This window comes from Rhodococcus cercidiphylli, assembly GCF_033042225.1.
Taxonomy (GTDB): domain Bacteria; phylum Actinomycetota; class Actinomycetes; order Mycobacteriales; family Mycobacteriaceae; genus Rhodococcoides.
The window spans coordinates 70,085-92,133 of sequence record NZ_JAWLKE010000012.1; the positions used below are offsets into that span (position 1 = coordinate 70,085).

Here is a 22,049-nt window from a genome sequence, read left to right on the forward strand (position 1 = left end):
AGGGTGAAATCACCAGGCCGACACCTATTTCTCGGGCTGCGCCAATGGCGGCTGTGGGAATCGGAGTGGGATAACCTTCGTCGAATATCAAAGTGCTGAGGCTGGTCGACTCGGTTTCTCCGGCCGGACCGGTCTTTCTGCGCGGTGGGCTACAACCCTGGGGGTCGCGTCATGCCCGTCGTCTGTGTCGAGTGGATCCAGCGCGCCTGTTGTCGGACTCGATTCGGTGAGCACGCACTGTGAGCGGCTGGGTGTGGGTGGTGGTCCTCAACGGGATCACCGCTGCCGCGTATCTGGGGATCGTGCTGTTCATCGTCCGTGGGCTGATGCGGACCGGACAGCTGCGCAACAACAGGTTGGCGGTGGCCACAGCAGCGATCTTCCTGACCTGCGCCGCGCATCACCTGGTGCACGCGGTGCACCTGTGGACAGGATTCGACGGCCACGCCTCGCATCTCGCTGCAGGTTCAGGCGGGGGGATGCTCGACGCGATGCGGGAGTCGATGGGCGGCACCCTCGACGTCGCGGTGACGGCATCGACGGCACTTGCCGGTGTGATCTACCTGGGGATGCGTCGTTTCTACGGTCCGTTGCTCCGCTCGCCTTCGATGTTCGACGATGCGAGCGAGGCTCGATACCGGCAGTTGGCAGCCAACCTGCCGCACACGTCCGTTCTGGTCGTGGACTGCGATCTACGATTCGTCCTCGTCGAAGGTGCCGGTCTGGTGGCCGAGGGCTACGACCCACGACGGATGGAGGGGCAGCTGCTCCGAGACACGGTGTCGCCGGAAGCCTTCGCGTTGCTCGAGCCGCATTACCTGGCGGCCGTGGCGGGTGAGGAGATTTCGTTCGATTCCGTCAGTCCTCGAACGGGAGCAATCTTTCAGGTCGAAGCGAGGCCGTTGCGCGATGATTCGGGCCGGATAGTCGGTGCCATGGTGCTCTCCGAGGACGTCTCCGCCGAGCGGGCGGCGCGAGCCGAACTCGAGCAGGCCCGGGCCTTTCGTGACGCGGTGTTGACTGCTTCACCGGACATCACGACCGTCACCGCCGTCGATACCGGCCGGGTGACGTGGGCTTCTCGCAGCCTGCGGTCGTTGCTGACCGGACCACCTTCGGATGGAGCGGTCGAGGACGGTCGGGTGCCGTGGCTCGGACTCGGTCGGTCCGACGACTCCACTGACGGAGAGGATCGATTGGACGGGGTGGTGGAACAAGATGTCGAGGTCGTCCGAGCGGCGGACCGAACCGCGGCGTCGCTTCCGGAGGGCGAGAGCGTCAGTATCCGGTATCGGGTACTCGCGGCCGACGGCTCGCTGCGGTGGTTGTCCCGACGCACCACGCCCTTTCGACGTGGGCCGTCGGGTGAGGTGTCGGAGGTCCTCTCGGTGGTGCGGGAAGTGACCGACGTCGTCGAGGCAGAACTCGCGCTCGAGCGAGCGGCCCTGCAGGATCCGCTGACAGGGCTGCCCAATCGGATGCTGTTGCTCGACCGTATCGGCTCGGCGATCGCACGCGGTGAGAGCACGGGAGCCGCTGCTGCGGTGCTGTTCTGCGATCTCGACGGATTCAAACGAGTGAACGACACCGGCGGGCACGCTGCCGGTGATGCGGTTCTCGTCGAGGTTGCGCGACGGTTGCGGTCGGTGCTGCGAGCCAACGATTCGATCGCCCGTGTCGGCGGTGACGAGTTCGTCCTCGTCGTCGATGCGTTGCCGGCCGAACGTGGAACCGACAAGCGTGCCGGTGCGGGGTTGGCGGAGCGCGTCGCAGAGCGCATCCGAGCGGTTCTCGCCGCGCCGATCGTATATCAGGGCAGCCAGTACGTGGTGTCGGCCAGCGTGGGCATGGTTCTGGTTCGCAAGGGTGCCAGCGCGCAGGAAGTACTGCGGGACGCGGATTCCGCGATGTACCGGGCCAAGCAACTCGGTAAGGACCGGATCGAATTGTTCGACGACGCGCTGCGCGCGAACGCCCTCGAGCGTGCTTACATCGAGCGGACCTTGCGGGGTGCTCTCGATCCCGAACACCGCGGAGCTGCGAGGCTGAACGTCGTCTATCAGCCGGTCTACGACCTGAACAGCAGAGCGCTCACGAGCTTCGAGGCACTCGCGCGCTTGCGTGACGACGACGGCGCAGGAATTACGCCGGACCGATTCATCCCGGTGGCCGAGGACACCGGTCTGATCTCCGAGCTCGGCGAGCGTGTGCTGGAGGACGCACTGGGCACTCTGGTTCGATGGCGCGCGGCGAACCCGCTCGATTCGGATTCGGGTGTCCCCGTCACGATTGCCGTCAATCTCAGTGCCCGGCAGGCTCAACACGTGGATATGGCTGCTGTGGTGAGCGCGGCTCTGGGACGGCACCGAATGGTTCCGGCGGACCTGATTCTCGAACTCACCGAGTCGGTGCTGCTCGAGTCCGGCTCCTCGATGCTGCGTCAGCTCGGTGAACTGCGTGCGCTGGGTGTCGGCATCGCCATCGACGACTTCGGCACCGGATTCGCGAGTTTGCGGTACCTGGCCACACTGCCGGTGAGTGCAGTGAAGATCGACCGGTCGTTCACCGCCACGATGACCAGCGACGAGACGAGCAGCAGCATCGTTCGGGCGATCATCAACCTCGCCCGAGATCTGCATCTGGGGTGCGTGGTCGAAGGCATCGAAACCCCCGACCAGCTCGACGCCTTGCCGAGTTTCGTTCAAGGACAGGGCTATCTGTTGGGTAGGCCCGCCGAGGTACCGTCGAACACCTGGGTCTCGTAACCCCGAAACGGGAAGGATCCACCGTGTGGGGGCGTTGACTCCAGGTAATGGACGACACCCTCTCTGCACCCACTCGACTCTGGACGCCGTCGCGCGTCCTGATCACGCGGTCTGCATCGGAGCTTCCCCACACTGCGGAGATAGTTCGACGGTGCGAGGCGGCCGGTGTGACCGAGATCGACGTGCTGCCCGGTGACCGCCTGACGGGTCTACGGGGCGAGACCGAGCGAGAGACCTACGCGCGAGCCAAGACGACGATGGCCGTGGTGGTCGCACCACCGAGTGTGCTGAAACCACAACCGATTCCGCCGAGCGCCGACTGGCGTATCGATCTGGCGAAGGGATGCCCGGCCCACTGTCAGTACTGCTATCTGGCGGGGTCGTTGTCCGGGCCGCCCATCACCAGGGTGTTCGCCAACATCGACGACGTGCTGTCCGGCATCGGTAGCCACGCAGGCCGTGGCACGATCACCTCCGGCACCGAGGAACGTGGGCACGAAGGAACCACTTTCGAGTTGTCCTGCTATACGGATCCGTTGGGTATCGAGCATGTGACCGGATCCCTCGCCGAGGCCGTTCGTCGAGTGGGCGCGGGGGATTACGGCGATGACGTGTCGTTGCGCTTCACAACCAAATTCGACGACGTCACCGAGTTGGTGACGTTGGACCACCGACGCCGTACCCGAGTTCGTTTGTCGGTCAATGCCGATGACATCGCGCATCGGTTCGAGGGCGGAACTGCGCGGATGCCTGCTCGAATCGAGGCGCTACGGCAGCTTGCGCTGGCCGGATATCGAGTGGGGCTCACCATCGCTCCGATCATGCCCATTCCGGGGTGGCAGGAGCAGTACGGCCGACTTCTCTCGAACGTCGCCGAGGCGTTGAGTGACGTTCCCGATCTGGACCTGACCGCCGAGATCATCACCCACCGATTCACACCGTCGAGCAAGGACGTGCTGTTGAGCTGGTACCCGGGGACGAAGCTCGAGATGGACGAAAGTGCCCGCACAGCAAAGAGAAACAAGTTCGGTGGCGTGAAGTACGTCTACCCGAGGGACACCATGTCGGAAATGCGGACGTGGTTCGTGGAAGAACTCGAATCAGTCCTACCCGAAGCGCAGCTGCTGTACTGGACCTGACGCGGCCCGATCTCCACCGTCGTGCGGTAGAGGTCGGGCTGCGAAAGTATCGGAGTTACTTCATCTTTCCGAACGTGGCGTCGATATCTGCCATCTCCATCTCGGCCGTCTGCTGAATGAGCTCCATGAGGTCGGTGTCCAGTCCGGGCGCGAACTCCTCGAGTCGCTCGGGTGAGATCTCCATCGGCGCTCCGGCGGGGGCCTGCTCACTGGCATCGAGGTCGGTGCCGTCCTTGGACGGCGACATGCCCTGGTAGATGCGTCCGGCCTCGGACGCCCCGGTGAGGTCGAAGCTGTACTGCTTGCTCTGCAGGCCGAGTTCGACCAATTTCTTGACCTCCGGGAACTTCTCGGCATTGGTCTTCGGAATCGGCAGCGTCTTCTTCCAATCGACGCCGAGGGTTTCGAGGGCCTTCGCGTAGCCGTTCTCGTGCGCCTGGTCGCGCACGATCAGGTACGAAATGGTCGATCGCGCAGCCTTGTTGGCGGTCATCTCGTACATCCGGCATTTCTGGAGGCGGCCGGTCGACTCGAGCATCAGGTTGTACATCAGGTCGAGAACCAGATTGCCGGAGTTGTAGACGTAGCTACCGCTCCACGGGTTGCCGACGGAGTCCACCGGAAGCGCGCCCTGTGCTCCGACGAGGTAGTGGTGGATATTGCCCCGTGACAGAGCGAGATTCAATGGGGTCGCCCCACCCGCACCGGGCGTGTCCAGTGGGTCTTCCAGCTTGCCCTGGTACTGCGGCGAGCCGTCGAGCAACCGTGAGATGGTGGTGCCGATGAGCTCGACGTGACTGATCTCCTCGGTGCCGATTCCCTGGATCAGATCGCGGTACGGCTTGGCCGCAGCTCCGCGAAAGTTCATGGCCTGGAACAGATACTGCATCATCGTGCGCATCTCGCCGAACTGTCCACCGAGGCCCTCCTGGAGGGCGTTCGCGGCGGCCGGATCGGGCTCGTCGGTGGCAATGTCGTGAATGAGTGACTGAACGTGCAGGTACATGGAAACCTCCGAATGGCGACCAGCAAAGTTTGCTGCCCTCACCCAGTGGTTGCCCGCAACGCCGTCGTCCGAATCCTGGGCCCCCCTCCGTATGGACGTCGACCAGGCGGTCTATTCGATGCTCTGCGCCCGGTACATCGAACCTGCGCTGTTTCGCTCGAGGAATCCGGTGTCGACGAGCTCGCGTCGCAATGTCGCGTAGTCGTCGTCGAAGAAGCTGCACAATTCGTTGACCTGACGCTCCGAGGACCATCCCGTCGCACTCAACTGGCGGGCGATCGCCCTCAAAAATTCGCCTCGGTCCCGGCTGTGCCGAGGCATGTCGGTCGGTGGGGGCGTCGTGCGCGGGAGATTCCGAAAACTCTTCAGCGTGTTCTCGTCCACAACGAGTCGATCGCCCACCCGGGTCACCACCGACAGGGTCAGCAGGCGTGCGATCGCTTTGTGTGTCGCACGGACCGACAGTGACGTATGGGATTGCAGCGCAGCCACTGTCGAGCCTCCACTGCCGATCGCGAAGAAGACCGCCCGAAGATCCGAATCCGCGAGAGCATGAAGCACGCCGGTTGCGTGGTCCAGCAGCGGCGCATCGTCGTGCACGCCGATGGACTCGAACCGCAACGGAACCCCGGTGGCGGACACCATCTCGTCGGTGAAATCGACCTCGCGAACGGGCTCCGATCGCTTCTTCAGAATGCCGATTTCCGGAAGCGTCAGGGTCTCGATGTCGTCGGCACCGAAACGCAGAATGGCATTCCACAGAGGGTTCGACGCAGCCGGAGGGAACGAGTTCTGCACGGCGACAACGCCTCCCTTCGCAACGTGTGGCCACAGAGTACGGAGGGTCCGGGCGTTCGTCACCAGGGATTCATCGTCGATCCAGACGAGGTCGAATGGGCCGATGTCGTGCAGATCCCGAGGGGGCAAGTCGAACAAGGACTCGGTGACCGACTCGATCGGATCGGTGGCAAAGTTCCAGAGTTGGGGCGAGACTTCGGGTGCCGCCGATTCGAGAGCCCTCGACAATGCGATTCCGGCACTGCCGGCACCCACGCTGACCACTTTCTTCGGTTGCAGCATCGCAACCAGGCCGGACAGCAACGCGTCAGCGCGCGCGGTGGAGTGCTGTGAATTGCTCGCCATGGGTGTACCTCTTCTCCGAGATCTCGGAACATTCGGGCAGCACGCTGCTGCGGTGAGCGGATCAGAGAGCGTCGAATCGCTCTCGTGCGCTGTCGATTTCGTACATGTGAGCGGCCGCCCAGGCCAACAGCACGTCGACGGGTGCCCGAAGAGTTTTGCCCAGTTGCGTCATTCGATACTCCACCGCTACCGGGCGAGTGCTGAGAACCGTGCGTTCGATGATGCCGTTGCGTTCGAGTTTTCTCAGTGTTGCGGTGAGGGATTTCTGAGTCACCGCCGGAATTGCACGGCGCAGATCGTTGAATCGGCAGGGGCGCTCGCACAGTTCGTTGAGCACCTGAAGCGACCATTTGTCCAGCACCTGATCCAACAGCTCACGGTGAGGGGCACTGATCGTCAGTTCTGTGGCGCCATCGGCGGTATCGGTCATGAAACCAGGTTCCCTTGAAGTGTCCTTTGTGTACCAAGTATCAATGCTATACCGCGATTCGGTCACCACGAAAGGAACTTCATGAGCGTCACTCGATTCACCCCGTCCGGCATGATGCAACCCACCCCGTATCACCACGTAGCAGTGGGCCAGGGGTCTCGACATATCCACGTCAGCGGTCAGATTGCGCGCAACGAGGACGGGTCGGCGATCGCCGAGAACGACCTCGCCGGGCAGGTGGCGCAGGCGCTGCGCAACACCGCGATCGGATTGGCCGGTGCACGAGCAACATTCGAGGACGTCCTGCGGCTGACGTTCTACGTCACGCACTGGGCTCCGGAGCGGATCGGTGAGTTCATGGACGGCGTCACCCGCGTCGCCGAGGAGATCGGATTACCTACTCCGATGCCACCCGCGTCGTTGATCGGTGTGGACTACCTGTTCGAGCTCGACGTTCTCGTCGAGGTGGAGGCCACTGCGATCCTGGACTGACCTGCTTACCGGTGAATTCCGGGGGCCGTCGAAGTCATACTCTCGAATCCACCCGACCCCAGGAGTGACATGGCCATACTGACCTACAACATGCATGTTTCCCTCGACGGCTACATCGAAGACTCGGCGGGCAGTCTCGACTTCTCGGTGCCCGACGCGGAGTCACATCGATTCTCCAATCGGCAGACCGAAGCGACCGCTGCGTTTCTGTTCGGACGCCGACTGTACGAGGCCATGGAAGACTTCTGGACAGATCCGGAACGCCTCGACGGCGACGAAGTAGAGGCGGAGTTCGCCGAGCTGTACAAGGCCACTCCCCGGATCGTCTTCTCCGACACTCTCGACTCCGTTGCCGACGGCTGCCGTCTGGTGCGCAGCGCAGACGCGATCGCCGAGGTGGAGCGGCTCAAGAGGGAGACCGAGGGAACGCTGGCTGTGGGAGGAGCGGCCCTGGCAGCCTCGTTGGTGGACCTGATCGATCAGTTCGAGGTCATCCTTCTGCCGACGATCCTGGGCGGTGGGAAGCCGTACTTTCCGGTGGGGCATCACCTCGACCTCGTCCTCGCCGAACAGAAGCTCTTCCCGGTATCTGGGTGGATGTACCTGCGCTACAGCGTCTCTCGCTGACCGGCGTCGGGTGCTTTCTCGTCGGGCGCACAATGAACACATGGATACCGGAGATAGTCGCAGCTGGCTGACATTGCCCTCGCATCAGTTGTGGCTCGACACCGAATCATCGAGGCTTCTCGATTTCGGAACCACACTCGACCACCCGGCCGGTGGTGCCGCGTGGTTGGACGACCGAGGGAACCCCGACCTCGATCATCCGGCCCAAACGTACATCACCGCACGGATGGCGCATGTGCACTTTCTCGCCTCGATGCTGGGACGGCCGGGGTCTCGGAGGAAAGCCGATCGGGTGTTCGAGGGATTGCTGACCACGTTGCGAGACAGCACGAACGGCGGTTGGTTCGAGTCCAGTGCCGACGCGACCTCGCCCGATGCCGTGAAATCGGCCTACACGCATGCCTTCGTGGTACTTGCCGCGTCGGCTGCAACCGCAGTAGGGCACCCCCAGGGCCGAGAGCTTCTCGACGAGGCACTCGATACCGTCGAACGCCGTTTCTGGGACGATCACCACGGGATGTGTTCGGACACATGGACTGCGGACTGGTCCGTGCTCGACGACTACCGCGGGATCAACGCCAACATGCACATGGTCGAGGCACTGCTGGCCGCTGCAGATGCCGGCGCACCGCGGATCTGGCGCGAGCGGGCACTGCGCATCTGCGACAACGTATGTCGCTGGGCCGAAGCGAACGACTGGCGTGTTCCGGAGCATTTCACCGCCGAGTGGATCCCGCAGCTCGAGTACAACAGCGACGACACCGCCAACCAGTTCAAGCCCTACGGAGCCACAGTCGGCCATGGATTCGAGTGGGCCCGGCTTCTCGTGCAGGCAAGCCTCGATGCGAGCGGGCACGACCGTATCGCCGCCGCCCGAGCGCTCTACCACCGCGCAGCGGTCGACGGCTGGCAACCCGGGCCAACGCCCGGATTCGTCTACACCACGGACTGGTCGGGGGAGCCGGTCGTGACCGAACGTCTGCACTGGGTGCTGTGCGAGGCGATCGGTGCGGCGGCGACACTCGCGCGTCACACCCGAGAAGACCGCTACGAGCAGGACTACCGCACCTGGTGGGACGTCGCCGCCGAATACTTCCTCGACCGCGTCGACGGCTCCTGGCATCACGAACTCGACGGCAGCAACCTTCCGGCCGCGACGGTGTGGAGCGGCAAGCCCGATCTCTATCACGCCGTCCAAGCGACGTGGATCAGTCGATACGAACCGGGCTCGAGCATGGTGGCTGTGCTGCAGCACAATTCGCGCTGACTTCCGTCGAAGACAGCCGGGGTGCGCAGACGTCAGAGCACTTCCGCCACCAGTCTGTTGCTGACCGAACCGACACCGTCGATCTCCACGCTCACGTGATCGCCCGGCTTCAGCAGCAGCTGCGGCTTACGGCGATATCCGACGCCACCGGGGGTGCCGGTGAGGATGACGTCACCCGGCTCGAGGGTGGTGAACGTGGAGATGGTCGCGATCAGATTCGGCACCGTGAACAGCAACTGCGACAGATCCGACTCCTGGACCTTCTCGCCGTTGACGACGGTGCGGATGCCGCAGCTCGCGAGGTCCACCTCGCCGGGGCAGACTATGCGGGGGCCGAGGGGAGTGCTTGCGTCCCATGCCTTTCCCTGTATCCACTGGTGCGTCCTGTACTGGAAGTCACGCATCGTGATGTCGTTGGCGACGGTGTAACCCAGAACGTGATCGAGCGCGTTCTCCTCGGTGATGCGCCGACCGGTGCGTCCGATGATCACCGCCATCTCGCCCTCGTAGTCCACCTCTGCACTCTCCGGCGGTACCGCGATGTCGTCGTAGGCCCCGATCAGACTGGAGGCATACTTGGGAAACATCACCGGGTACGTGGGAAACTCGCGTCCGGTTTCGGCGATGTGGTCGCGGTAGTTCAGGCCCACACAGATCACTCGGGCCGGGTCGGTGACCGCCGGGAGCACTCGCACGTCCGAGATCGACAGGCGCTCCTGGGTCAGCCGATCCGCGCCGGCAAGTGCCTCGAGCGAACTGGTCCGTCCGATCGCGTCGATGCCCTGCAGTGGAATCAGCGCATCGCCGTCGGCCTCGCCGACTCCACGAATTCCGTTGTGTTCGTATCTGATGTAGGCCATCGGTCAGATCTCGCTCTCACTCGTCTTGCGCCAGCTCGCCAGTTGTCCGCCCCACAGATTCACCGACGCGGGTACCGGACGCCACTGCCGCGTCACGTACGTGGCTCGGTCGTCGTGGAACTTCTCCATCTCGGCCGAGAGCTCGATGTGGTTGCCCGCGGGATCGTCGAAGAAGACGAACAGATTGTTGCCGGGGCCGTGACGGCCCGGGCCCCAGACGACGTCGACGCCGATCTCGGTGAGGCGATCGCACCAGGACTTGAAGTCCTCCCACTCGGCGAGGTCGTAGGAGTAGTGGTCGAGATCGCCGGGGTTGCCGTTCTCGACGACGGCCAGGGTGTGGTGATCGCGGTCGCTGCGTAGCCACGCGAACTTGCCGTCCTCGAGCTGATCGGAGATGCGGAACCCGACGGTGTCGACGAAGAACGAGACCATCTGCGCCACGTTGTCGGTGCCGAGAGTGGTGTGCTGGAACTTGATCGGGCGTCGTCCCGGATCGGCGGCGTTCTCACCCTGGCGCGCGACCGGCCCGTGGAAATGCACCGTCGTGCCGTCGGGGTCGGTCACCGAGATGCCCGACGGTAGGCCGACGGCATGGTCGATGACGGACGGATCCAGTTCCGCGACATCGTGGCCTGCGTCCTTCAGTCGCGCGGTGATTCCGGCGATACCGTCGGAGTCGCGGACTTCGAAGCCGTAGTGAGATAGTCCTTTCGGACCTTCGGTGAGGTCGAGAACGTGGTGTCCGAGGCCCCAGCCGAGGCGCAGGCCGCCGCCCGCGAGTTCTTCCTGCACCGTCAGACCGACGGTGCGGCCGTAGAAGTCGGCGGTGGCGGCGACGTCGGGAACGGTGAAACCGATGTGCGAGACAGCGGTCTGCCGCAGCGTTCCCACGGCACCACCTTCCTGCAGTCTGTTTCGGGTGGGAGTGGTCATGTCAGTGATCCGCCTTTCGGGGCGTCGATGGGGTGGGAACGGGGGCGTCGGTGTGGACGGTGATCCGAACCCGGTCGCCGCTGTTCGGTGGCAAGAGTCGGCCGAGGAACACGCTGTGGTTCAACCAGTTCCACCGCGAGTCGGCCACTTCGAATCGAGGGTTGGTCGAGCAGTACCAGCGGTCGACGTCGGCACCGCCGCCGGCGAAGATGCGCTCCATGGTGGCGTCGTCCTGCGTGCCCCAGCCCTCGTTGGTGACCATGATGGGCACGTTGTCGTCGGTGACGATCGTGTAGCGGGCCCACAGATGGGTGACGCCGTCGGCGCGCACGAGGTTCCAGTCCGCACCGCCGGGCAGGATCGTTCCGGATCCGGCCGGTCCGTGGAATCGGCCGCCGGTGATCGGGATGACCCGACGCATTCCGTGCGGGGTCGGCCCGATGAGCACCGGGGGAGCCAGCTCGACGTCGAGGGTGAAGACGTGATTCAGAGTGGGCGTGGACATCTCACTCACCTGCCGGCAGCAGTCGCCCGGCCGCAGGTGACGCTGCCGCATCGATTGGGGCCGCATCGAGGCCCTTCGGGGCTCCGCCGGGGATGACAAGGGCGATGAGCGCAGCCAGGACGGTGGCCCCGGCACAGACGTAGATTCCCATGTCGAGTCCGGTTTCGAGGGCCGTACGGGCAAGCGGTGCAACGAGATCCGAGATCGGGCCGAGGTCGGCGTTGGCCACCGCCAGCGGCCCGCCCTGCTCGGCGACGCCGGAGGCCACGCCCACCGCCTCGGGAGGGAGGGAACCGTCGGACAGGTTGGAGGTGAGGGTGGCTCCGGCAACTCCGAAGGCCACGGCGCTGACGATCGCGGGGCCGAGGCTCTGGCCGGTTTCGCGAACGAGACTGGTGACCGCGCTTGCCATTCCGGCGTAGTCGATGGCGACGGCTCCGACGGCGACGGCCGTCAGTGCGGTGAACATGGTGATGAAGCCGGTGCCGAGCAGCAGGATCGGGCCGGTCATCGCGAGCAGTGAGGTGGAGTCGCCCGGTAGCTGAGCCATCCATATCTGACCGATGGCCAGTGCCGACAGTCCGGTGACCAGCAGGGTGCGGGCCGCGACGCGCATCAACAGGCGCGGGAGCAACGGAGTGAGGAGCAGTGGTACGGCTTGGATGAGGGCGAACGGTAGTGCGGCCTGCAGCGGGCTGACGTGCAGGATCGCTTCGAGTTTCACGCTGAGCGCGTAGGCGGTGCCGATGAAGCCGAACATCGCGAGCAAACCGATCAGGGCGGCCGCTGCGAAGGCCGGGGTACGGAACAGCGCGAGGTTCAGCATCGGGGTGCGGGCTCGCTGCTCGCTGATGACGAACGCGACGAACGACGCGACTGCGAGCACGAAAGTGCCCACGATGACGGGGCTCGAGTAGCCGTCCACGGAGCCCTGGATCACCGCGTACAGCAGCGCGAGCAACGCGACGGCGATGGTGATCTGGCCGGGCCAGTCCAGTCCGCGTCCGGCGGGATGACGCGAGTCGACGATCACCGCGGCGCTGACGGCTGCGGTGACGAGACCCAGCACGGCGGGAATGGCGAACGACCAGCCCCAGCTGAAGTGTTCGGCGGCGAAGCCGCTGATCAGCGGGGCGATCATGGCACCGAACGCCAGGCTGACCGCCCAGAGAGACAGGGCGCGGGCTCGTTCCTGACGTTCCGGGGTTGCCGAGACCAGCATGGCCAGTGACGTGGGAAAGATTGCGGCAGCGCCGAGTCCGGCGATGGCCTGCCCGGCGATCAGCTGCGTCAGAGTTCCCGACGTTCCGGCGACGACGTCTCCGAGGAAGACGAGCACGCCGCCCCAGACGAGCAGCCTCTTGCGGCCGAACATGTCGCCCAGCACGCCGAAGTTGAGCTCGAGGATGGCGGTGGGAAGGATGAACGCGGCCGGGATCCAGGCCAGCGCCGCAGCGCTCGCTCCGAGGTCGCGTTGGATCACGCCGAGAATGGGCGCCGCGAGTGAGACGCCCATCTGGGCGACGCCGATCGCGAGGCAGCAGGCGATGAGCGTGCCGCGATCCAGCTTGTGTTGGGTGGGTTTCATGAGTTCCTCGTCCGGAGGCCGTGTCCTGTAAAGCAGGACTGCTGTTGTCTAATACAGGACAGTGTTCATGGCCTGGATCACAGCTGTCGAGAGTGTTGGTTCGTTTGATGACACTGCAGTCCTGACAGTCAGAACTATGATGGCGACATGGCATCGGAAACGAGTGGATACAGAGAACGCAACAGCACAGCCGACCGCGCGCTGATCATCCTGGGCATGTTCACCGAGGATCGCCTGCAGATCAGCGCGAACGATGTCGCCGAGGCTCTCGGCAGTGCCCGCTCCACGGCATATCGATATCTGCAGACGTTGGTCGGCGCATCGTTTCTCGAGGAAGCCCCCAATGGCGGCTTTCGGTTGGGTGTCGCGGTACTCGAACTTGCTCGATTGGCCCGGCGCGGTTACGGATTGACGACGATCGCCCAACCGGTGATGCGTGAACTCGCCGACGAGGTGGGCGAAACGGTGTTGCTCACCAGGCTCGTCGACGACACGGCAGTGTGCATCGAGCGGTGTGAGGGAGCCAAGCAACTGGTGCGCCTGAGCTACGAGCGGGGGAGTCGGCTGCCCATCAACGCCGGCGCGTCGGCGCTGACGCTGTTGGCCTGGTTGCCGGAGAAGGAAATCCGCTCGATTCTGGGTCGGCACGAGCTGCAACGCTTCACCGATCGAACGTTGACCGACGTCGATCGCCTCGTCGATCGCCTCGAGCGGATCCGCACCACCGGCTACGGCCTGACCGTCGCCGAGGTGGACCCGGATGCGATGGGAATCGCCGCACCGATCTTCGACGAGTCCGGTTCGGTGGCAGCGGCATTGAGCATCGTCGCGATCAGGCGTCGAGTCCCGGAGGACCGGACCGACGTGCTCGTCACCGCAGTGCGGGCCGCGGCGCAGACGCTGTCGACGAGATTGGCCGTCGTCAGTTCGTAGCGTGTCCTATTTTATGGGACAGCATTCCTATTTAACGTGATGCGCGCTACGTTGGTGGTGTGGATACGAGATTCGACACCCTCTACGACGTAGCGATCTGCGGTGCCGGTCCGGTCGGGATGACCGCGGGCCTGCTGCTCGCTGCACGAGGGCTCCGCGTCGTCGTTCTCGAGCGGCGCTCGACGATGAGCGACGAACCCAAAGCGATCAGCATCGACGACGAGGCACTGCGCACCTATCAGCAGGCAGGCGTGATCGACAGAATCCTGCCGATCGTCGTGCCCGGCACCGGAACCCGCTACTACGGACTCGACGACGAACCGCTGTTCCACGGCGGCGCGGAGAGCGCCTACCGGTTGGGCTACTCCTTCAAGAACCCGTTCGCGCAACCGGACCTGGAGCGTGTGCTGGCCGAAGCGCTGCACACGGCGCGCAATGTCACCGTTCGGTTCGACACCGAGGTCACGTCGATCGTGCAGGACGCGGACGCCGTGGCCATCGAAGCGGGCGGACGCACGGTGCGAGCCCGCTACCTCCTCGGTTGCGACGGCGGACGATCGACCGTCCGAAACCTGCTCGGTATCGGGATGATCGGACGCAGCCACCCGGAATTGTGGTTGGTGGTCGACACGCTCGGCGACCCCCACATCGAGCGCTACGGCATGCACCACGCCGATCCGAGCAGGCCGCACGTGGTGGTGCCGGGTCTCGGCGGCCGCTGTCGATACGAATTCCGCCTCTTCGAGGGGGAGGGTACGGCCACCGACGCGCCACCGTTCGAGCTCATCGAAAGGCTCGTCTCGCGCTACCGGCCGATCACACCCGCTCAGGTCGAACGAGCCGTCAACTATCGCTTCCACGGCCTCGTGGCCGATCGATGGCAGCTGGGGCGCTGCTTCCTGCTCGGCGACGCCGCACACATGATGCCGCCGTTCGCCGGTCAGGGTCTGAACTCCGGCATTCGCGACGCCGCAAATCTGGCGTGGAAGTTGACCGGCGTGCTCGACGGTTGCCTGAACGACAGTGTCTTGGCCACATACCAATCCGAGCGCTGCCCGCACGCCGCCGCGGTTGTTCGCGCATCCGAGCGGTTGGGCCGCGTGGTGATGACGACCAACCCTCGCATCGCGGCCAGGCGCGACGAGTTGGTCCGGGCCGCATTGGCCACCGAGAACGGGCGACGCTGGTTCGAGACCATGGCCTATCGCCCGCCGTACCGATTCTCCGACGGGCTCGTACTCCCCGGCGACGACACCGGGAGCATGATCGGGCAACCCCGGGCCTTCGACTCGGCGACCCGAACCATCCGCCCGCTCGACGAGATCCTCGGAACCGGTTGGGCGCTGGTGGGAGTCGACGTACACGACACGGCGGAGTGGGCGCACGCGCGCGATATCGGCCGCGGCCTACACGCAGTCGAGGTCGCTGTGCCCACCGATCGCACGGTGCCGAGGATGGACGGTATCAACGTTCTACTCGACGTCGACGGTCGGCTGGACGACGAGATGCGCACGTACACCGGAAGATTCGTGCTCATCCGACCCGACCGCTTCGTTGCGGCCGCGTGGCATCCACACGACGGTGACGACGTTCGAGCCGACGTGAGAGCCGCGGTGGCGTCGTGGATCGGAACTTCGGTGAGTCCTTCCGAACTGTCCTACATCGAGACGAAAGGCATCAGCTATGCGTGAACTTCCTACCCCGCTGCCGACGACTGTGGTCCGCCGCACCGCGCCCCCGACTCCGCGGCACGAGGCGGACGTCGACTGGAACACGTCCAACAAGTTTCTGAACGGGCCGTTCGCGCCGTGGCACGAGGAGACCGAGGCGTTCGACCTCGAGGTCATCGGGAAACTCCCCGACGATCTCGCCGGCGCGCTGTTCCGAGTGGCCGACAATCCACGCTTCGAGCCGCTCGACACCGACCGCTACCACTGGTGGGAGGGCGACGGCGGCGTCGCGGGCACCTACATCCGCGACGGTAAGGCGTCGTTCCGGATGAAGTGGGTGCACACCGACACCATGAAGATCGAGGTGGAGGCCGGGGAAGCGCTGTACAGCGGTTTCGTCAACGGCTCCGGCAAGGCCAAGCGGGATCTGCCCGAGGGCGCGCCGCCGTCGAAGAGCGTCGCCAATACCAACGTCGGGCTGTTCGCCGACCATCTGCTGGTGTACTACGAAGGCGGACTGCCGCATTCGATGCACCCCGAAACTCTCGATACGCAGGGCACGTACAACTTCGGTGGTGCGCTCGACATCCTGTGCACGGCGCACTACAAGATCGAACCGTCGACCGGAAACATGCTGTTCTACTCTGCCATCGGGCCGAGACTGACGTGGTACGAGGCCGATACCAGCGGCACCGTCGTCGATTCCTTCGGTTTCGACATGGGGTGCCCGGCAATGGTTCACGATTACATCGTGAGCGAACACCTCGCGATCTTCCTCATCTCGCCCAACCAGTTCCGCCTCGACCGCATCATGGAGGGGCGACCCGGCGTGCTCTGGGACGAATCGGCGACGCCGAACGGCAGCAGGTTCGCCGTGCTCGACCGTCGCACCCATGAGGTGAGCTGGTACGACACCGGTCTGATGCTGGCCCCGACGCACTTCTTCAACGCGCACGAAACCGCCACAGGAATCGTGGTGGATCTGCACGTCATCGCGCGTCTGGGCAATCCGGCCGACGACTCGGACGAGCCGATCGACTCGCACTCCTGGTTTCCACCCGCGATGGCCTGGCGGTTCGTGCTCGATACTGCGACTGGGACAACCACCCAGCACATGCACAGCGGGATCGCGGGTGAATTCCCGAAGATCAACGACGCGTGGCTGGGCAAGGAGAATCGCTTCGGCTACTTCGCCACCACCCGAGATCTGTCTCCGCTGACTCTGACGGATGGGCTTGCGCGCCATGACTTCTCCACCGGCCAGACGGTCGTGCTCGAAGGGCCCGACGGATTGACCAGCCCCAGCGAACCGGTCTTCGTCCAGCGTCGAGGAGCGAGCGGCGAGAACGACGGATATCTGCTGACCCTGTGGTGGAATCCGGCGACCGGACTCTCCGAGCTGCTGGTGCACGAGGCCGACGCGTTCACCCGCGAACCTCTCGCGCGGGTGAAGCTTCCCGTCCGAGTTCCGTTCGCGTTCCACGGATCCTGGGCCGAGGCCGAGGTGCTCGACGCAGCGATCGCAGCCCAGCGGTAACGAAGATAAGAACACCGAGAATGAAAGAGCAGGACTGACATGGCGAACACACTGGCGTGGACGGCGAAGATATTCGACGGCGGATGGCTGGACGGCGGCGGTGGAACCCTCGACGTCACGGCTCCTGCCGACGGGGCCCTCGTGGCCACAGTCGGTGCTGCGGACGTCGCGGACCTCGATCGAGCAGTCGCGAAAGCTGCACGTGCGCAGCAAGAATGGGCCGCCAAGCCCTACCTGGAGCGAGCATCGGTCATGGCGAGGGCTGCGGCGATTCTCGGGCAGAACCCCGAGCGTCTGACTCGGTGGCTGATTCCCGAATCGGGATCCAGTCACGGCAAGGCAGGGGCCGAGGTCGGCTTGGTTCTTGCCGAACTGACCGAGGCGGCCACGTTGGCGTCCCAGCCCTACGGGCAGGTCCTGCGCAGCGCGAAGTCCCGGTTTTCGGTAGGGCGATACGTTCCGATGGGCGTCATCGGCGTGATCAGTCCGTTCAACTTCCCAGCGGTACTGTCTATGCGGTCGGTCGCGCCTGCTCTGGCCGTCGGCAATGCCGTTGTGCTCAAACCCGATCCGCGAACGCCGATTTCGGGTGGACTGATCCTCGCCGAGATTCTCGCCGAGGCCGGCCTGCCGGACGGTCTGTTGCACGTACTGCCCTCGGGTGCCGACGTGGGAGCGGCGCTCGTCTCGCACCCCGACGTGCCGTGCATCTCCTTCACCGGATCCACCGCGGCCGGCCGCCGAATCGCGGAAGCCGCTGCGCCGTTGCTCAAGAAGGTCCACCTCGAGCTCGGCGGAAACAACGCGTTCCTCGTGCTGCCCGATGCAGACATCGAGGCCGCTGCATCGGCGGGCGCGTGGGGATCGTTCCTGCACCAGGGGCAGATCTGTATGGCGTCGGGTCGGCACCTCGTTCCCGAGCATCTCGCCGAGCAGTACACGGCGGAACTCGCGAAGATCGCCGCGCGCATCACCGTCGGAGATCCGACCGACCCGTCGAATGCGTTGGGGCCCATCATCGACGAGAACCAGTTGAAGCGAGTCGACAGCATCGTGCAAGCCACGGTGACGGCCGGTGCCGAACTGGCTGCAGGCGGAACTTTCGACGGGCTCTACTACCGACCGACCGTGCTCGGTAACGTGCCTAAGGATTCACCCGCGTTCACCGAGGAGATATTCGGCCCGGTCGCACCCATCACTACGTACCGCACCGTCGACGAGGCAATCGACATCGTCAATTCCTCGGAATACGGCCTGTCCGTTGCTGTTCTGACCTCGAACCCGTTCAAGGCCTACGAGCTGGCGGACCGAATTCGTTCCGGTGCCGTGCACATCAACGACCAGACGATCGACGACGAGGCCGTCGCGCCGTTCGGTGGCGTCAAGGCATCGGGTTCCGGTGGACACTTCGGCACCACCGTCAACCTCGATACGTTCTGCGATCTGCAGTGGGTCACGATGCAGTCGGACATTCAGAAGTATCCCTTCTGAAGTCACAGCCCTTCTGAAGTCACAGCCCTTCTGAACCTGCAGCGGCCCCGCATCGAGTGCGCTACTCGCGGTGCGGGGTTCGCTCACCGGTGTTCGGGTCGACGTCGAACAGCTGGTCGGTGTTGTCCGGGGCGTAGACGACGGTGTTCGTTTCGAGGGCTCGTCGTCGAGCGCCGTCGCGAATCGCGAGGAATCCGGCACCGAACAACACGATCACGGCGATTCCGGCGACGATCGCCCAACCCTCGAAGCCGCCCGCCAATGCGGCGATCAGACCGCCTGCGGCGGCGATACCGGCGAAGATCAAGATGACAGCCAGCATGTTCTCGACAGCTCTGGCCCAGCTCGTTTTGGTAGGCCTTTTCTCGACCATAGGGGCAATTCCTTTCGATCAGCTCGGAGCGGGGGATACCCGAAAGCCGACCGATTAAGCCCCGCAGTGCCCAGTGGCCGTCGTCACTGAGCCTTGCGCGCGCGGTACGCGGCAACGGCCGCTCGGTTCCCGCAGGTAGTGCTGCAGAACCGGCGGGATCGGTTGCGCGAGAGGTCGAGGACCAGGCCGTTGCAGTCCGGATCCGCGCAGACGTCGAAGCGCGAGAGCTCGTCCGCTCGGATGACGTCGATCATGGACATCGCGGTCTCGACGACGATGCGGGTCGCGAGCGGACTGTCGTCGGCGACGGCATGGATGTGCCAGTCGAGATCTCCGTGACGAACCAGTCGGGGCAGGGCCGAGGATTCGGCGAGCAGACGGTTCACCTCGACCACAGCGTCGTCTCGGCTGCTGGTCAGCAGCGCGCGCAGGGTCGGGCGCAGTGCTCTCACGGCCTCGAGCTCGGCGTCGTCGCCGTCGAAGCGGCCGGAGTAGCCCTGTTCGGTGAAGAACTCGGCGAGCTGCTCGCGGGTGGTCAGCGTGTCCGGCTCCTCGGCGGAATTGATCAACGCCACGGCCGCCAACAGTGACAGTTCCGCGTCATGAGCAAAAAGCATGTTGACACCTTACCAAGTCGGTCCCTACTGTCACATGTCATGACGGCTTACACTCATGACGCGAATGCGGATCTCGCGGCCACCCACGATGCTGCCGCGCGGTCGCGTCGACTCTCGGGACTCGGTTTCGCGCTGCTCTCCGCGGCGTCCTTCGGGCTTTCCGGCTCACTCGCCACGGGCCTGCTCGACGCAGGCTGGACTGCCGGGGCCGCGGTGACCGCGCGAATTCTGCTCGCCGCAGCCGTCCTGCTGATTCCGTCGATCCTCGCGTTGCGCGGACGGTGGAATCTGCTGGCGAAGAACTGGAAGCTACTCCTCGCCTACGGTGCCTTCGCGGTGGCTGGGTGCCAGCTCGCCTTTTTCAACGCTGTCGGACGCATGGAGGTGGGTGTCGCGCTGCTGATCGAGTTCACCTCGCCCGTGGCCGTCATCGGGTGGATGTGGTTCCGGCACCAGCAGCGTCCCGGTCGCCTGACCGTGGTGGGCGCACTGCTGGCCGCGATGGGGCTGGTGCTCGTGCTCGATCTGATCTCCGGTGCCGACGTGGACTCGGTCGGCGTGCTGTGGGCGCTGGGCTCGATGGTCGGTGCGGCCGTGTACTGGGTGCTGTCGGCGGACGAGAGCAACGGCCTCCCGCCGATCGTGCTCGCCGGAGCCGGTCTGTTGACGGGCGGGCTCATCCTGCTGGTCGCCGGGCTCATCGGGATCGTCCCGTTCGCTGCTCCGCTCACCGACGTCACCTTCGTCGATGCGGTCGTTCCGTGGTGGGTTCCGATCATCGGCCTCGGCGTCGTGACCGCCGCGCTGGCCTACGTTCTCGGGATCGCGGCGGGCCGACGTCTCGGGTCTCGGTTGGCGTCGTTCATGGGTCTGATGGAGGTCGTTGCGGCACTGGTGTTCGCGTGGCTGCTGCTCGGGCAGGCACCGGCACCGGTCCAATTGGCCGGTGGCGCACTGGTTCTGCTCGGCGTGGTCGTCGTCAAATCAGGAGAACGCGCCACGGCTCACGAGCCGGTGGAGCCGTTGCAGAGCAGGCCTTGAGCCTGTAGGTCCTACATCGCAGCTCAGCTGTCGACGCGTCCGAACACCACGGCGGCGAGAATGGTGTGGGCGCTGGCGATCACCGAGTCCAGCGGTTCGCGTTCGGGAGAGAGCAGCCATTGTTGGGCGATGGTGAGGACCGCGCCCACCAGGCCCATGGCCAGTGTTCGACGGTTGGGCCCGGCGAGTCCGCGGCTGGATCCGGCGGCCTCGGCCACCTGCAGCACCGTCTCGGAGAACGAGGTCGTCGTCTTGCGGTAGAGCGCGTCGACGGTGGGCGAGACTCCGAGAATCTCGACGAAGGCGATGCGCGCGGATCCAGGATTCTCGGCGACGAACGTGAAGAAGCCGGTGAGAGCGCCACGGAGAACCTGTTCGGTGGAGTCGGCCTCGGCCTGCGCACCGGCCAGGATGTTCTCGCGCATGGCGTCGGTCGCTCGGCCGTAGGCGGCCATGAGCAAGTCCTCGCTGTTGGAGAAGGACTCGTAGAAGTAGCGCTTGGTCAGCCCGGCCTCGCTGCACACCTTCTCCACGGTTGCCGTCCGGTAGCCGGTGGTGCCGAAGACCTTCACGGCGGCGTCGAGCAGGCGAATTCGACGCTCCTGCTGCCTCTGCTGCGGGTCGGCACCTCGGTAGGTACGGCCGGGTTCGCTGTGATGGGTAGTCACAGACAGATCTTGACACCGCTCGGTATCAGATGCAAAGTGTTCGCAGACAAGCATTTCGATCGAGGGGGAGCAGATGGCGGCGTCGACGCTGCGGAACAAGGTCGTTCTGATCACCGGAGCGGCACGGGGAATCGGTGCCGCAACGGCACGTGCGCTGGCGGGCCGAGGTGCCCAGCTGGTTCTCGTCGATGTCGACGAGGCACCCCTCCTGGAACTCGCAACCCAGCTGAAAGCAGCGGCATTCGTTGCCGACGTGCGGAATCTGGACGACATGCAGCGCGCCGTCGACGGGGGAATCGAGGCGTACGGCGGCATCGATCTGGTGCTGGCGAACGCAGGCATCGCGAGCTACGGATCGATCATGCAGGTCGATCCCGCCACGTTCCAACGCGTCATGGACATCAACGTGATGGGCGTGTTCAACACCGTCCGCGCGGCTTTGCCGTCGCTCATCGATCGCAACGGCTACGTCCTCGTCGTCTCCTCGCTCGCGGCGTTCACCCCGTGCCCCGGCCTGGCCGCGTACAACGCCAGTAAGGCTGCGGCAGAACACTTTGCGAACGCCCTCCGGCTCGAGGTCAACTATCGAGGTGTCGATGTCGGCTCCGCGCACATGGCATGGATCGACACACCGATGGTGCAGGACGCCAAGTCCGATCTCACCGCATTCCAGGATCTGCTCGCGGTGCTGCCCGGCCCGCTGGGTAAGACGATGACCGTCGAGCAGTGCGTCGACGCGTTCGTCGACGGCCTGGCCAAGCGCAAGCGGCGTGTCTACGTGCCGCGGTGGGTGGGCGCAGCGTCGTGGTTCAAGGCCGTCATCACCTCGCGGGTCGGTGATCGCAGCATGCTCGAGCACGTGCCGACGATCCTGCCGAAGATGGACGAAGAAGTAGCCCGCCTCGGCAGGTCCGAGAGCGCTCGCAACAAGACCAGCTGACACCGGACATCGAAGGAATCG

At 64.8% G+C, this 22,049-nt stretch carries 21 protein-coding genes; 11 read left to right on the plus strand and 10 right to left on the minus strand.

Annotated features, from left to right (window positions below; translation table 11 throughout):
• The first annotated feature begins 239 nt into the window (after positions 1 to 239).
• Together R3P95_RS24260 and R3P95_RS24265 are read left to right on the plus strand one after the other, a co-directional pair.
• Positions 240 to 2,765 carry a putative bifunctional diguanylate cyclase/phosphodiesterase gene (locus R3P95_RS24260; RefSeq protein WP_317549726.1) on the plus strand — a complete coding sequence of 842 codons (2,526 nt, stop codon included), beginning with the start codon at positions 240 to 242 and terminating at the stop codon, positions 2,763 to 2,765.
• A gap of 47 nt (positions 2,766 to 2,812) precedes the next feature.
• A complete protein-coding gene (locus R3P95_RS24265) occupies positions 2,813 to 3,904 on the plus strand; it encodes a spore photoproduct lyase family protein (RefSeq protein WP_317549727.1) in 1,092 nt (363 codons plus the stop codon).
• A gap of 55 nt (positions 3,905 to 3,959) precedes the next feature.
• Here the strand turns inward: R3P95_RS24265 and R3P95_RS24270 are convergent, their stop codons facing one another.
• The 3 genes from R3P95_RS24270 to R3P95_RS24280 form a co-directional block, all read right to left on the minus strand.
• A complete protein-coding gene (locus R3P95_RS24270) occupies positions 3,960 to 4,910 on the minus strand; it encodes a manganese catalase family protein (RefSeq protein ID WP_317549728.1) in 951 nt (316 codons plus the stop codon).
• Positions 4,911 to 5,021: 111 nt separating this feature from the next.
• Positions 5,022 to 6,053, minus strand: coding sequence for a DUF2087 domain-containing protein (locus R3P95_RS24275; protein ID WP_317549730.1), 1,032 nt, complete (start codon positions 6,051 to 6,053; stop codon positions 5,022 to 5,024).
• Positions 6,054 to 6,114: 61 nt separating this feature from the next.
• Positions 6,115 to 6,483: a winged helix-turn-helix transcriptional regulator gene (locus tag R3P95_RS24280; RefSeq protein WP_317549731.1), complete on the minus strand. Its 369-nt coding sequence runs from the start codon at positions 6,481 to 6,483 to the stop codon at positions 6,115 to 6,117.
• Between the two features lie 81 nt (positions 6,484 to 6,564).
• Here R3P95_RS24280 and R3P95_RS24285 point away from each other — a divergent pair, with 81 nt between their 5' ends.
• The 3 genes from R3P95_RS24285 to R3P95_RS24295 all read left to right on the plus strand — a co-directional run bounded on the left by R3P95_RS24285 (position 6,565) and on the right by R3P95_RS24295 (position 8,869).
• The gene (locus R3P95_RS24285) at positions 6,565 to 6,975 is read left to right on the plus strand and encodes a RidA family protein (RefSeq protein WP_317549732.1); all 411 of its coding nucleotides are present in this window, start codon (positions 6,565 to 6,567) and stop codon (positions 6,973 to 6,975) included.
• A 69-nt stretch (positions 6,976 to 7,044) separates the two neighbouring features.
• A complete protein-coding gene (locus tag R3P95_RS24290; protein ID WP_317549733.1) occupies positions 7,045 to 7,602 on the plus strand; it encodes a dihydrofolate reductase family protein in 558 nt (185 codons plus the stop codon).
• Between the two features lie 40 nt (positions 7,603 to 7,642).
• Complete coding sequence (locus R3P95_RS24295; protein WP_317549734.1) at positions 7,643 to 8,869, plus strand: AGE family epimerase/isomerase; 1,227 nt, start codon at positions 7,643 to 7,645, stop codon at positions 8,867 to 8,869.
• Between the two features lie 32 nt (positions 8,870 to 8,901).
• Here the strand turns inward: R3P95_RS24295 and R3P95_RS24300 are convergent, their stop codons facing one another.
• Genes R3P95_RS24300 through R3P95_RS24315 form a run of 4 tightly spaced genes read right to left on the minus strand, consistent with a single transcriptional unit; the run spans position 8,902 to position 12,758 of the window.
• Positions 8,902 to 9,729: a fumarylacetoacetate hydrolase family protein gene (locus R3P95_RS24300; protein ID WP_317549735.1), complete on the minus strand. Its 828-nt coding sequence runs from the start codon at positions 9,727 to 9,729 to the stop codon at positions 8,902 to 8,904.
• Between the two features lie 3 nt (positions 9,730 to 9,732).
• The gene (locus tag R3P95_RS24305) at positions 9,733 to 10,665 is read right to left on the minus strand and encodes a VOC family protein (protein ID WP_317549736.1); all 933 of its coding nucleotides are present in this window, start codon (positions 10,663 to 10,665) and stop codon (positions 9,733 to 9,735) included.
• Between the two features lies 1 nt (position 10,666).
• The gene (locus R3P95_RS24310) at positions 10,667 to 11,170 is read right to left on the minus strand and encodes a DUF3237 domain-containing protein (protein WP_317549737.1); all 504 of its coding nucleotides are present in this window, start codon (positions 11,168 to 11,170) and stop codon (positions 10,667 to 10,669) included.
• Between the two features lies 1 nt (position 11,171).
• Positions 11,172 to 12,758, minus strand: a complete 1,587-nt coding sequence (locus R3P95_RS24315) for an MFS transporter (RefSeq protein WP_317549738.1) — start codon at positions 12,756 to 12,758, stop codon at positions 11,172 to 11,174.
• Between the two features lie 147 nt (positions 12,759 to 12,905).
• On the opposite strand from R3P95_RS24315, the gene R3P95_RS24320 reads away from it, so the two are divergent.
• Genes R3P95_RS24320 through R3P95_RS24335 form a run of 4 tightly spaced genes read left to right on the plus strand, consistent with a single transcriptional unit; the run spans position 12,906 to position 18,389 of the window.
• Positions 12,906 to 13,691: an IclR family transcriptional regulator gene (locus R3P95_RS24320; protein WP_094638652.1), complete on the plus strand. Its 786-nt coding sequence runs from the start codon at positions 12,906 to 12,908 to the stop codon at positions 13,689 to 13,691.
• A gap of 59 nt (positions 13,692 to 13,750) precedes the next feature.
• Positions 13,751 to 15,382, plus strand: coding sequence for an FAD-dependent monooxygenase (locus R3P95_RS24325; RefSeq protein ID WP_317549739.1), 1,632 nt, complete (start codon positions 13,751 to 13,753; stop codon positions 15,380 to 15,382).
• The gene (locus R3P95_RS24330) at positions 15,375 to 16,898 is read left to right on the plus strand and encodes a carotenoid oxygenase family protein (RefSeq protein WP_317549740.1); all 1,524 of its coding nucleotides are present in this window, start codon (positions 15,375 to 15,377) and stop codon (positions 16,896 to 16,898) included. Before R3P95_RS24325 ends, R3P95_RS24330 begins: the two co-directional genes overlap by 8 nt.
• A 39-nt stretch (positions 16,899 to 16,937) precedes the next feature.
• A complete protein-coding gene (locus R3P95_RS24335; protein ID WP_317549741.1) occupies positions 16,938 to 18,389 on the plus strand; it encodes an aldehyde dehydrogenase family protein in 1,452 nt (483 codons plus the stop codon).
• A 61-nt stretch (positions 18,390 to 18,450) separates the two neighbouring features.
• On the opposite strand, the gene R3P95_RS24340 is transcribed toward R3P95_RS24335, so the two are convergent.
• Together R3P95_RS24340 and R3P95_RS24345 are read right to left on the minus strand one after the other, a co-directional pair.
• Positions 18,451 to 18,711 (minus strand): hypothetical protein, encoded by a 261-nt coding sequence (locus R3P95_RS24340; RefSeq protein WP_068054243.1) that lies wholly within the window; start codon positions 18,709 to 18,711, stop codon positions 18,451 to 18,453.
• Between the two features lie 134 nt (positions 18,712 to 18,845).
• Positions 18,846 to 19,379 (minus strand): CGNR zinc finger domain-containing protein, encoded by a 534-nt coding sequence (locus R3P95_RS24345; RefSeq protein ID WP_068054245.1) that lies wholly within the window; start codon positions 19,377 to 19,379, stop codon positions 18,846 to 18,848.
• A gap of 39 nt (positions 19,380 to 19,418) precedes the next feature.
• Between R3P95_RS24345 and R3P95_RS24350 the strand changes: the two genes are divergently transcribed.
• Positions 19,419 to 20,420: an EamA family transporter gene (locus R3P95_RS24350; protein ID WP_149406407.1), complete on the plus strand. Its 1,002-nt coding sequence runs from the start codon at positions 19,419 to 19,421 to the stop codon at positions 20,418 to 20,420.
• A gap of 23 nt (positions 20,421 to 20,443) precedes the next feature.
• On the opposite strand, the gene R3P95_RS24355 is transcribed toward R3P95_RS24350, so the two are convergent.
• Positions 20,444 to 21,088, minus strand: a complete 645-nt coding sequence (locus R3P95_RS24355; RefSeq protein ID WP_317549742.1) for a TetR/AcrR family transcriptional regulator — start codon at positions 21,086 to 21,088, stop codon at positions 20,444 to 20,446.
• Positions 21,089 to 21,161: 73 nt separating this feature from the next.
• Between R3P95_RS24355 and R3P95_RS24360 the strand changes: the two genes are divergently transcribed.
• Entirely contained in the window at positions 21,162 to 22,028 is an 867-nt protein-coding gene (locus R3P95_RS24360; protein WP_149406409.1) for an SDR family oxidoreductase, read from the plus strand.
• Positions 22,029 to 22,049: the final 21 nt, after the last annotated feature.

Bases quoted from the DNA above. Each gene is read 5' to 3' on its own strand.
- R3P95_RS24340 (WP_068054243.1), bottom strand. From the start codon at position 18,711: ATGCTGGCTGTCATCTTGATCTTCGCCGGTATCGCCGCCGCAGGCGGT.
- R3P95_RS24330 (WP_317549740.1), top strand. From the start codon at position 15,375: ATGCGTGAACTTCCTACCCCGCTGCCGACGACTGTGGTCCGCCGCACC.
- R3P95_RS24290 (WP_317549733.1), top strand. From the start codon at position 7,045: ATGGCCATACTGACCTACAACATGCATGTTTCCCTCGACGGCTACATC.
- R3P95_RS24295 (WP_317549734.1), top strand. From the start codon at position 7,643: ATGGATACCGGAGATAGTCGCAGCTGGCTGACATTGCCCTCGCATCAG.
- R3P95_RS24280 (WP_317549731.1), bottom strand. From the start codon at position 6,483: ATGACCGATACCGCCGATGGCGCCACAGAACTGACGATCAGTGCCCCT.
- R3P95_RS24265 (WP_317549727.1), top strand. From the start codon at position 2,813: ATGGACGACACCCTCTCTGCACCCACTCGACTCTGGACGCCGTCGCGC.
- R3P95_RS24360 (WP_149406409.1), top strand. From the start codon at position 21,162: ATGGCGGCGTCGACGCTGCGGAACAAGGTCGTTCTGATCACCGGAGCG.
- R3P95_RS24285 (WP_317549732.1), top strand. From the start codon at position 6,565: ATGAGCGTCACTCGATTCACCCCGTCCGGCATGATGCAACCCACCCCG.
- R3P95_RS24320 (WP_094638652.1), top strand. From the start codon at position 12,906: ATGGCATCGGAAACGAGTGGATACAGAGAACGCAACAGCACAGCCGAC.
- R3P95_RS24350 (WP_149406407.1), top strand. From the start codon at position 19,419: ATGACGGCTTACACTCATGACGCGAATGCGGATCTCGCGGCCACCCAC.
- R3P95_RS24335 (WP_317549741.1), top strand. From the start codon at position 16,938: ATGGCGAACACACTGGCGTGGACGGCGAAGATATTCGACGGCGGATGG.
- R3P95_RS24310 (WP_317549737.1), bottom strand. From the start codon at position 11,170: ATGTCCACGCCCACTCTGAATCACGTCTTCACCCTCGACGTCGAGCTG.
- R3P95_RS24345 (WP_068054245.1), bottom strand. From the start codon at position 19,379: ATGCTTTTTGCTCATGACGCGGAACTGTCACTGTTGGCGGCCGTGGCG.
- R3P95_RS24270 (WP_317549728.1), bottom strand. From the start codon at position 4,910: ATGTACCTGCACGTTCAGTCACTCATTCACGACATTGCCACCGACGAG.
- R3P95_RS24315 (WP_317549738.1), bottom strand. From the start codon at position 12,758: ATGAAACCCACCCAACACAAGCTGGATCGCGGCACGCTCATCGCCTGC.
- R3P95_RS24275 (WP_317549730.1), bottom strand. From the start codon at position 6,053: ATGGCGAGCAATTCACAGCACTCCACCGCGCGCGCTGACGCGTTGCTG.
- R3P95_RS24300 (WP_317549735.1), bottom strand. From the start codon at position 9,729: ATGGCCTACATCAGATACGAACACAACGGAATTCGTGGAGTCGGCGAG.
- R3P95_RS24305 (WP_317549736.1), bottom strand. From the start codon at position 10,665: ATGACCACTCCCACCCGAAACAGACTGCAGGAAGGTGGTGCCGTGGGA.